This window comes from Prosthecobacter sp. (assembly GCF_020439865.1).
Taxonomy (GTDB): domain Bacteria; phylum Verrucomicrobiota; class Verrucomicrobiia; order Verrucomicrobiales; family Verrucomicrobiaceae; genus Prosthecobacter.
This window is the reverse complement of sequence record NZ_JAGRPF010000142.1, coordinates 1-5,762: the sequence shown is the minus strand read 5'-3', so window position 1 is coordinate 5,762 and position 5,762 is coordinate 1. Positions and strand designations below refer to the sequence as shown.

The following is a 5,762-nucleotide window of genomic DNA, read 5'->3' as shown; positions in this document are numbered from 1 at the left end:
CTTCTTCGACTTGAGCACGGCCTCGGGCAGGTCGCGGCAGACGAAGAGGAGATGGGCACCGCCGCCGGTGAGTTCACGCGGCACCTCCGCAAGCTGCGGTTGAGAGCACAACCATGCACGGACGGACTCGCCCGCATCGGGCTTGCTGTCGAGATCCACATGGATGAACGGCGGGCGCACGACGCAGCCCACGTTGGTGTGGCTGGTGCCGTTGAAGTGGCGCTTCAAGAAATCCTGCGTCACCTCCTCGGCACGATGATTGCGCCAGCCTTTGAGCAGGGGTTTCTTGCCGCGTTCCTGCTCGTCGCCGCGGTCGGGCGGCATGAGCGGATGCACGGCCCAGCCGAGCCGGTCATGGTAGAACTGCGCTGCCTGCAGGCGGTCGAGTTCGTTGATGGTGGCTGGAATCGAAAAGGTCATGCGGCGGATGAAAGGGATTGGTAGAAGTGCAGCGCGGCACGGCTGACGAACACGCCGCCAAACCACGCCTTGAGGTTGAGCCCGGCGAGCGAGCGCACACGCGAAAGAGCCACGTAGGCCTGGCCGGGTTCGCGGGCGGCTCTCACGTCGATGTAGGCCGAGTCGAGCGTGAGGCCCTGCGCCTTGTGGATCGTGAGCGACCAAGCAAGCCGCAGTGGGATCTGCACAAAGGTGGCGCTGTGCTTGTCGCGTGCGTCAAACCGCCATTCATACGGTGCGACGCAGATCGGCAGCCCATCGCAATCGACGAGCACTTCATCTCGCCCGCACACAACCACCGTGCCGGTCTGGCCGTTCACGAAACCCATGTCGGGTTTGTTCACGGTGAACATGACGCGGGCACCCGGCTTGAGCACGAGACGCTCCGGGGTGAGCAGATTGTTGCGCAGGAACTGGATCTGATGTTCTGGCCCGTCCGTGCGTGCCTGGTAGGCGGTTTCAGTCGTGTCGATGCAGGAGAGCCGGTAGGCGTTCCATTTGTCCACCTGCGTGTTGTGCGTGAACAGGCGCGGGATGTCGGCATTGGGAAAGTGAACCACGCGGGAGGCGAGCAGTGCCGAGTTCTCCGCATTGAGGCGTCCCTGCCGAAACTCACCGAGGGCCGCAAGGAACTGTGGCTCGTCCTGTCGGTGAACCTTGGTGAGATGGATCACGGCAAAGTTGGCGCGTTGCCACGCCTCCGTTTGGAACGCCCAGTCATAAGGCTCGCTCGGATTGATGCGCACGGGCGGCAGTTGCAGATAGTCACCCGTGGCAATGATCTGGATGCCACCAAAGGGCGCATCATCACGCCGCACCGTGCGGCACAGCAGGTCGAAGAACTCCAGTGTCACGCCGGAGAGCATCGAAACCTCGTCGAGCACGAGAAGGCGGCAGGCGCGGATGCGGTCCATGCCGGCACGCACCGACTGGCGTTTGTCACGCATGAGCTCGCGCAGGAACTCACGTGGATCATCGCCCCGCTTGGGGCCCAGCATCATGCCACTCCAGCGGTGCAGCGTGCTGCCGCCAATGTTGAGCGCGGCGATGCCGGTGGAGGCTGTGACGGCCACGTCATTACCCGCGTGCTCGAGCTCGTTGCGCAACAAGGTGCTCTTGCCAGTTCCAGCCTGACCGGTGAGCAGGACATTGCGGCCCTGCCGCACCAGGCGGTGGAACATCGCGGCGGTGTCATTGTCGTTCACCCGATCTGCATGTGCAGAATCCACCCGAGCGAGAATCCCAGCACGAAGGTCAGCCAGCGCCACCAGTCGGGGTGCGGAGGTCGGCGTGTGGGCGTTGCGCGCAGCCGCAGGGGCGTGTCGAGGGAGGTCATGAGCGTAGGCATGGTGGGTTGCGAGTGAAAGGTTCATGCGGTGAGCGCGGCTGGGTGCGGTTGCGGGCGGTAGCCCTTGGTGAAGCACCACAGCTCGCGGGCGCTTTGGAAGGCCTGCCAGCAGGGCTCATGCTCCTCACGCGGCCAGACCTTCACCTGCACGGGGGTGGGTTCGACGGAGTTGATCACCACCGAGGCAATGTCCTCCAGCTTGCGGCTGCATTCGCCCGCATGATCGAGCGCCTTGAAGTAGGCCATCAACTGGAGCGGCCACGTTTCATAGAAGGCGGCCTGATAGTTGCCCTTCTTGTCGGGCTTCATCTTCTGCGTCTTAAAGTCAATCACGGCCCAGGTGCCGGCATGCCGCAGCTTGGCCACCAGGTCGATGCGCCCGGCGAAACCGAGCTCCGAATGCACGGCCACGGTTTCCACCAGACCGATGCGCTCGATGTGGTCGTCGATCCAGAGTTTCACTGGCATGAACAACCGCAGGATGTCGGGGTTCTCCGGTGGTTCGCCGGTTTGCAGATAGACCTCGATGGCCGCGTGCACTGCGCTGCCGAGGTCGGCGGCCTTGGCGACCTGCTCGCTCATGTCGGTCACGACACGGCGGGCGAAGTCATCGAGGGATTCGTTCTCGCGCCGCGGCAGCGTCAGAGCGGCCATGATGGCCTGTTCCTGTTTCCAGGCATCGAGGCCGGGCTTGGCCAGAACGCCGAGGATGTTGGTGACTGAGGGCAGGGCGTTTACTTTGCGTGCGTCACGCAGCGTGGCGGAGCGGGTTCCGTTGCCGTCCGCCCGTGGCACATCGTGATACGGCGTGCCATCGGGCAGATACCAGTGGGAGGGGGATTCGCGTTGGATGAGGATCATGGCGGGGAATCGGGTTCGGGGTTTGCAACTCAGTAGGCGATGTCATCTGCCTGGGGAGCGGGGCAGGGGATGCCCATCTCGGCGGCGGCCTTCACGAGCGCTTCCATCAAGTCGCGGTCCGCTTTGAGCGGCTTGTCCATCGCCATGGCGACGGGCAGCCAGTGCTCGCAGAGGTTGCGCACGGCGGTCTGGTCCAGTTCGCAAAGCTCCACGCCCGCATGCTTGCCGACGTGGACCTTGGTAAAGTGCCAGTCATCCGCAGGCTGCGTATCGTTGGACGCGGGTTGGGAGACCCGGTTGTAAGAGGCGTCCTTGTCCTGGCGGTCCTTGACGCGGACATATTTGCCGGAGGGCTTCAGGCCAGTGCCGCTCTTGTCGGGACGGATGAGGCCGATGTTGGCGTAGGTTTCGCCGTTGCGGCCCTCGTTGTGAACGATCACGAGCTGGGCCGTGCGGCCGATGAGCGTCTCGGTGTCGAACTCCTGCTGCTCGGCGGGCGTTAGCTCGCGTCCGAACCACTGCTTGAGGAAGGCACGCAGCGCGGATTTTTCCCCCAGCGTGGTGTTGAAGCCGCGCGACCAGACGAGGTAGGGCTTGCCGTCGTCGCGGAGCTGCGTGGTTTCAAAGACGAGGCGGAACTGCTCCTTCGGACCGTAGTCGGTCTGCACGGTTTTGGGGGGCGTGACGTCCACGCAGACGGCGCTGCCGTTGTATTCAGGATGGGTGTCGAAGGGCTTGTTGGATTGAGCGGTGAGTTTCATGGGATGTAGGATGTGTGTTGGGTTGTTGTGGGTTTGTTGATGGGAAAGGGATGGATCAAGGTTTGGGTTGGCCGGGGTATTCCCCGGCGAGGAGGCGGTCTTCGACGCGGCGGATGGCTTCGAGATCGAAGAGGCGGCGCTGCGGGCCGCGTGGCACTTGTTTGAAGCAGCAGGGCTTCAGCCAGCCATTTCGGATGGCATCGTCAGCCGTCTGCCGGCCCAGCAGCCGATAGACATCGGCCTGGCTGAGAATGCGGGAGTGAGGAAGGAGCTTGGGCATGAGGTTTGTGTTGGGTTCGGGGTGTCAAACTCGGTTCGGCTTACCCAGCCCGAGGTGGGCTTTGAGGGCGCGTCGAATGATGAAACTCGCTGGTCGCTCTTCCCGGTCGGAGGCCTCTCGGAGGGCTTTGAGGAGCCGGGGTTCAAGCCGGACAGAGACGGGAGCGGGGCGACGGGTGGGTGGTTTCATGGATGAATTTGGAGTGCTCAGAGGTTCTGGTCTTTCGATGTCGTAGCGTGGAATAAATGATACTACCAAAACGGACAACTTGAAATTGACATACTGCGTAAATTTGGTATTACACTGAAATACATGGCCCGCTACCCCAACCAAGACTTCCATCAGAACGTCAGCTTCAAGTGCACGCTGGAGTTCCGCTACGCTCTGAAACTGGCCATGGAGAAATCCAACAGCCGCGACCTTTCTTCATTCATCCGAGATCACCTCGGTCCGGTGATCCAGAACATGCTCGATCCTCTCACGCTGGCCGATCTGTCTGAACTCAACTCACTCGTTAAAATCAAGGAGGAGGCCAGGGCTCACTATCGCAGAAAAGGCTGCCGCATTGTTGTCAGCGCCATCCGTTTCCTGTTGGCAGGCACGCTGCCTTCCCTGGAGCGTCGGGTGATCGAGATCTCCAGAGCCCTGCGCCAGTACGAGTCGGAAACAAAGAAGATTGAGGACGACCCGGAACAGCCCGTGCTGCTGCGGGCCGCCATGAATTCCGTTCAATCGGATCTGGCACGGCTCATCAAGCTGCTCGACAAGGGCTGGACTCCTGAAACGTATCGCCAAGCCATCGGGATCGCCGTGGATCTTCCCGAAGACCTCTCGCTGGATGTCAGCCATGGATTGGACTTCCTCAACGATGCGGAACCTGCCATTTCCAGACCTTACGCCGTCCCACCCCGTCTCGATCCCGAAGTCGCCTGGCTTCACGTCCGGGAAGAGTTCGCGCGTGAACGACCCTTGCTCGCTGACGTCATTACCAGCCTTGAGCTTTCGTCCTTTGACGGGTCAAAGCTGGCGATCTCGGCACCCGAATCCATGCGCGAAAAGATCACGAAGATCCAGACGCCGACAAACCGCCAGGTGTTTGCGGCCATCGTGGACAGCTACTTCGGTCCCAACGTCGAACTTCAACTCCCTTCTGTTCCCTGACATCCATGCAAACCATCTCCATCATCAACTACAAAGGCGGCGTCGGTAAGACGACCCTTACAGCCAATCTCGGCGCCGGACTGGCCCGCCAAGGCAAGAAGGTGCTTCTCATTGATGTTGATCCACAGACGAGCCTCACGTTCTGCTTTCTCAAGCCCGACGAATGGCGCGCGAAGATTGAACCTGCCAGGACGATCAAGACCTGGCACGATGCTTATGGTAGTTCCCAGCAGGTTCCCCTGCACACGCTTGCATTCACTCCTGAGGCGACCCAGGACGCGCTGAATGGCAGGGGAAGGCTCGATCTGATTTCGTCCCATCTGGACCTGATCAATCTTGATCTTGAATTGGCCACCCAGCTCGGCGGCGGCACGCTTCCCCAGGTTCGCCGCACCTTCATGCAGGTTCACGACCGGCTTCGTTCAGAGCTCTCCGCCATCCCCCCTGAAACCTACGATTACGTCCTGATTGACTGTCCTCCAAACTTCAACGTCGTCACCAAGAATGCGATCGCTGCCAGCGACAGCATTCTCATCCCTGCCCGCCCGGATTATCTTTCCACCTTGGGGATTCAGTACCTCCTGCGGCACATCGACCAGCTCGTGAAAGACTTCGCTGGCATGGCCGGTGGTGAAGGCGCAGAGGCTCTGTGCCCGATCAACCCAGCAGTTCTTGGTGTCGTTTTCACGATGGTTCAATTCTTTGCTGAACAGCCCACGGCCGCGCAGCAGACCTACATTCAAAACGTTCGAGCGATGCCTGGCGGGCCGTGTGTGTTCGAATCCATGATTCGTTACAACACCGCCGGCTTCGCTGATGCGCCTGAATCCGGCCTGCCAATGATTCTTTCCAACCACTCCAACAAATCAGCCGACGCTGCCAAAGACACCTT

8 protein-coding genes are annotated in these 5,762 nt (G+C 61.1%); 2 read left to right on the top strand and 6 right to left on the bottom strand.

All coding sequences use genetic code 11. The features are described from left to right. The 6 genes from KDL09_RS17265 to KDL09_RS17240 form a co-directional block, all read right to left on the bottom strand. On the bottom strand, positions 1-420 hold a 420-nt coding region (locus KDL09_RS17265), incomplete at its 3' end, for a bifunctional DNA primase/polymerase (RefSeq protein ID WP_294387867.1). Beyond that, a complete protein-coding gene (locus KDL09_RS17260) occupies positions 417-1,640 on the bottom strand; it encodes a PIF1 family ATP-dependent DNA helicase (RefSeq protein ID WP_294387865.1) in 1,224 nt (407 codons plus the stop codon). The genes KDL09_RS17265 and KDL09_RS17260, both read right to left, overlap by 4 nt. A 20-nt stretch (positions 1,641-1,660) precedes the next feature. Beyond that, the gene (locus KDL09_RS17255; RefSeq protein ID WP_294387863.1) at positions 1,661-1,807 is read right to left on the bottom strand and encodes a hypothetical protein; all 147 of its coding nucleotides are present in this window, start codon (positions 1,805-1,807) and stop codon (positions 1,661-1,663) included. A 21-nt stretch (positions 1,808-1,828) separates the two neighbouring features. Then, complete coding sequence (locus KDL09_RS17250) at positions 1,829-2,668, bottom strand: PD-(D/E)XK nuclease family protein (RefSeq protein WP_294387857.1); 840 nt, start codon at positions 2,666-2,668, stop codon at positions 1,829-1,831. A 29-nt stretch (positions 2,669-2,697) separates the two neighbouring features. Next, a complete protein-coding gene (locus KDL09_RS17245) occupies positions 2,698-3,429 on the bottom strand; it encodes a hypothetical protein (RefSeq protein ID WP_294387856.1) in 732 nt (243 codons plus the stop codon). 55 nt (positions 3,430-3,484) lie between these two features. Next, positions 3,485-3,709, bottom strand: a complete 225-nt coding sequence (locus KDL09_RS17240) for a hypothetical protein (protein ID WP_294387853.1) — start codon at positions 3,707-3,709, stop codon at positions 3,485-3,487. A gap of 312 nt (positions 3,710-4,021) precedes the next feature. Between KDL09_RS17240 and KDL09_RS17235 the strand changes: the two genes are divergently transcribed. Together KDL09_RS17235 and KDL09_RS17230 are read left to right on the top strand one after the other, a co-directional pair. After that, the gene (locus tag KDL09_RS17235; RefSeq protein WP_294387850.1) at positions 4,022-4,870 is read left to right on the top strand and encodes a hypothetical protein; all 849 of its coding nucleotides are present in this window, start codon (positions 4,022-4,024) and stop codon (positions 4,868-4,870) included. Positions 4,871-4,875: 5 nt separating this feature from the next. Next, the coding region (locus KDL09_RS17230) for an AAA family ATPase (RefSeq protein ID WP_294387847.1) at positions 4,876-5,762 on the top strand (887 nt) is incomplete at its 3' end.

Excerpts from the sequence above, each read along its gene's own strand:
- KDL09_RS17260 (WP_294387865.1), bottom strand. The coding sequence starts at position 1,640 with ATGTTCCACCGCCTGGTGCGGCAGGGCCGCAATGTCCTGCTCACCGGT.
- KDL09_RS17255 (WP_294387863.1), bottom strand. The coding sequence starts at position 1,807 with ATGCCTACGCTCATGACCTCCCTCGACACGCCCCTGCGGCTGCGCGCA.
- KDL09_RS17250 (WP_294387857.1), bottom strand. The coding sequence starts at position 2,668 with ATGATCCTCATCCAACGCGAATCCCCCTCCCACTGGTATCTGCCCGAT.
- KDL09_RS17245 (WP_294387856.1), bottom strand. The coding sequence starts at position 3,429 with ATGAAACTCACCGCTCAATCCAACAAGCCCTTCGACACCCATCCTGAA.
- KDL09_RS17240 (WP_294387853.1), bottom strand. The coding sequence starts at position 3,709 with ATGCCCAAGCTCCTTCCTCACTCCCGCATTCTCAGCCAGGCCGATGTC.
- KDL09_RS17235 (WP_294387850.1), top strand. The coding sequence starts at position 4,022 with ATGGCCCGCTACCCCAACCAAGACTTCCATCAGAACGTCAGCTTCAAG.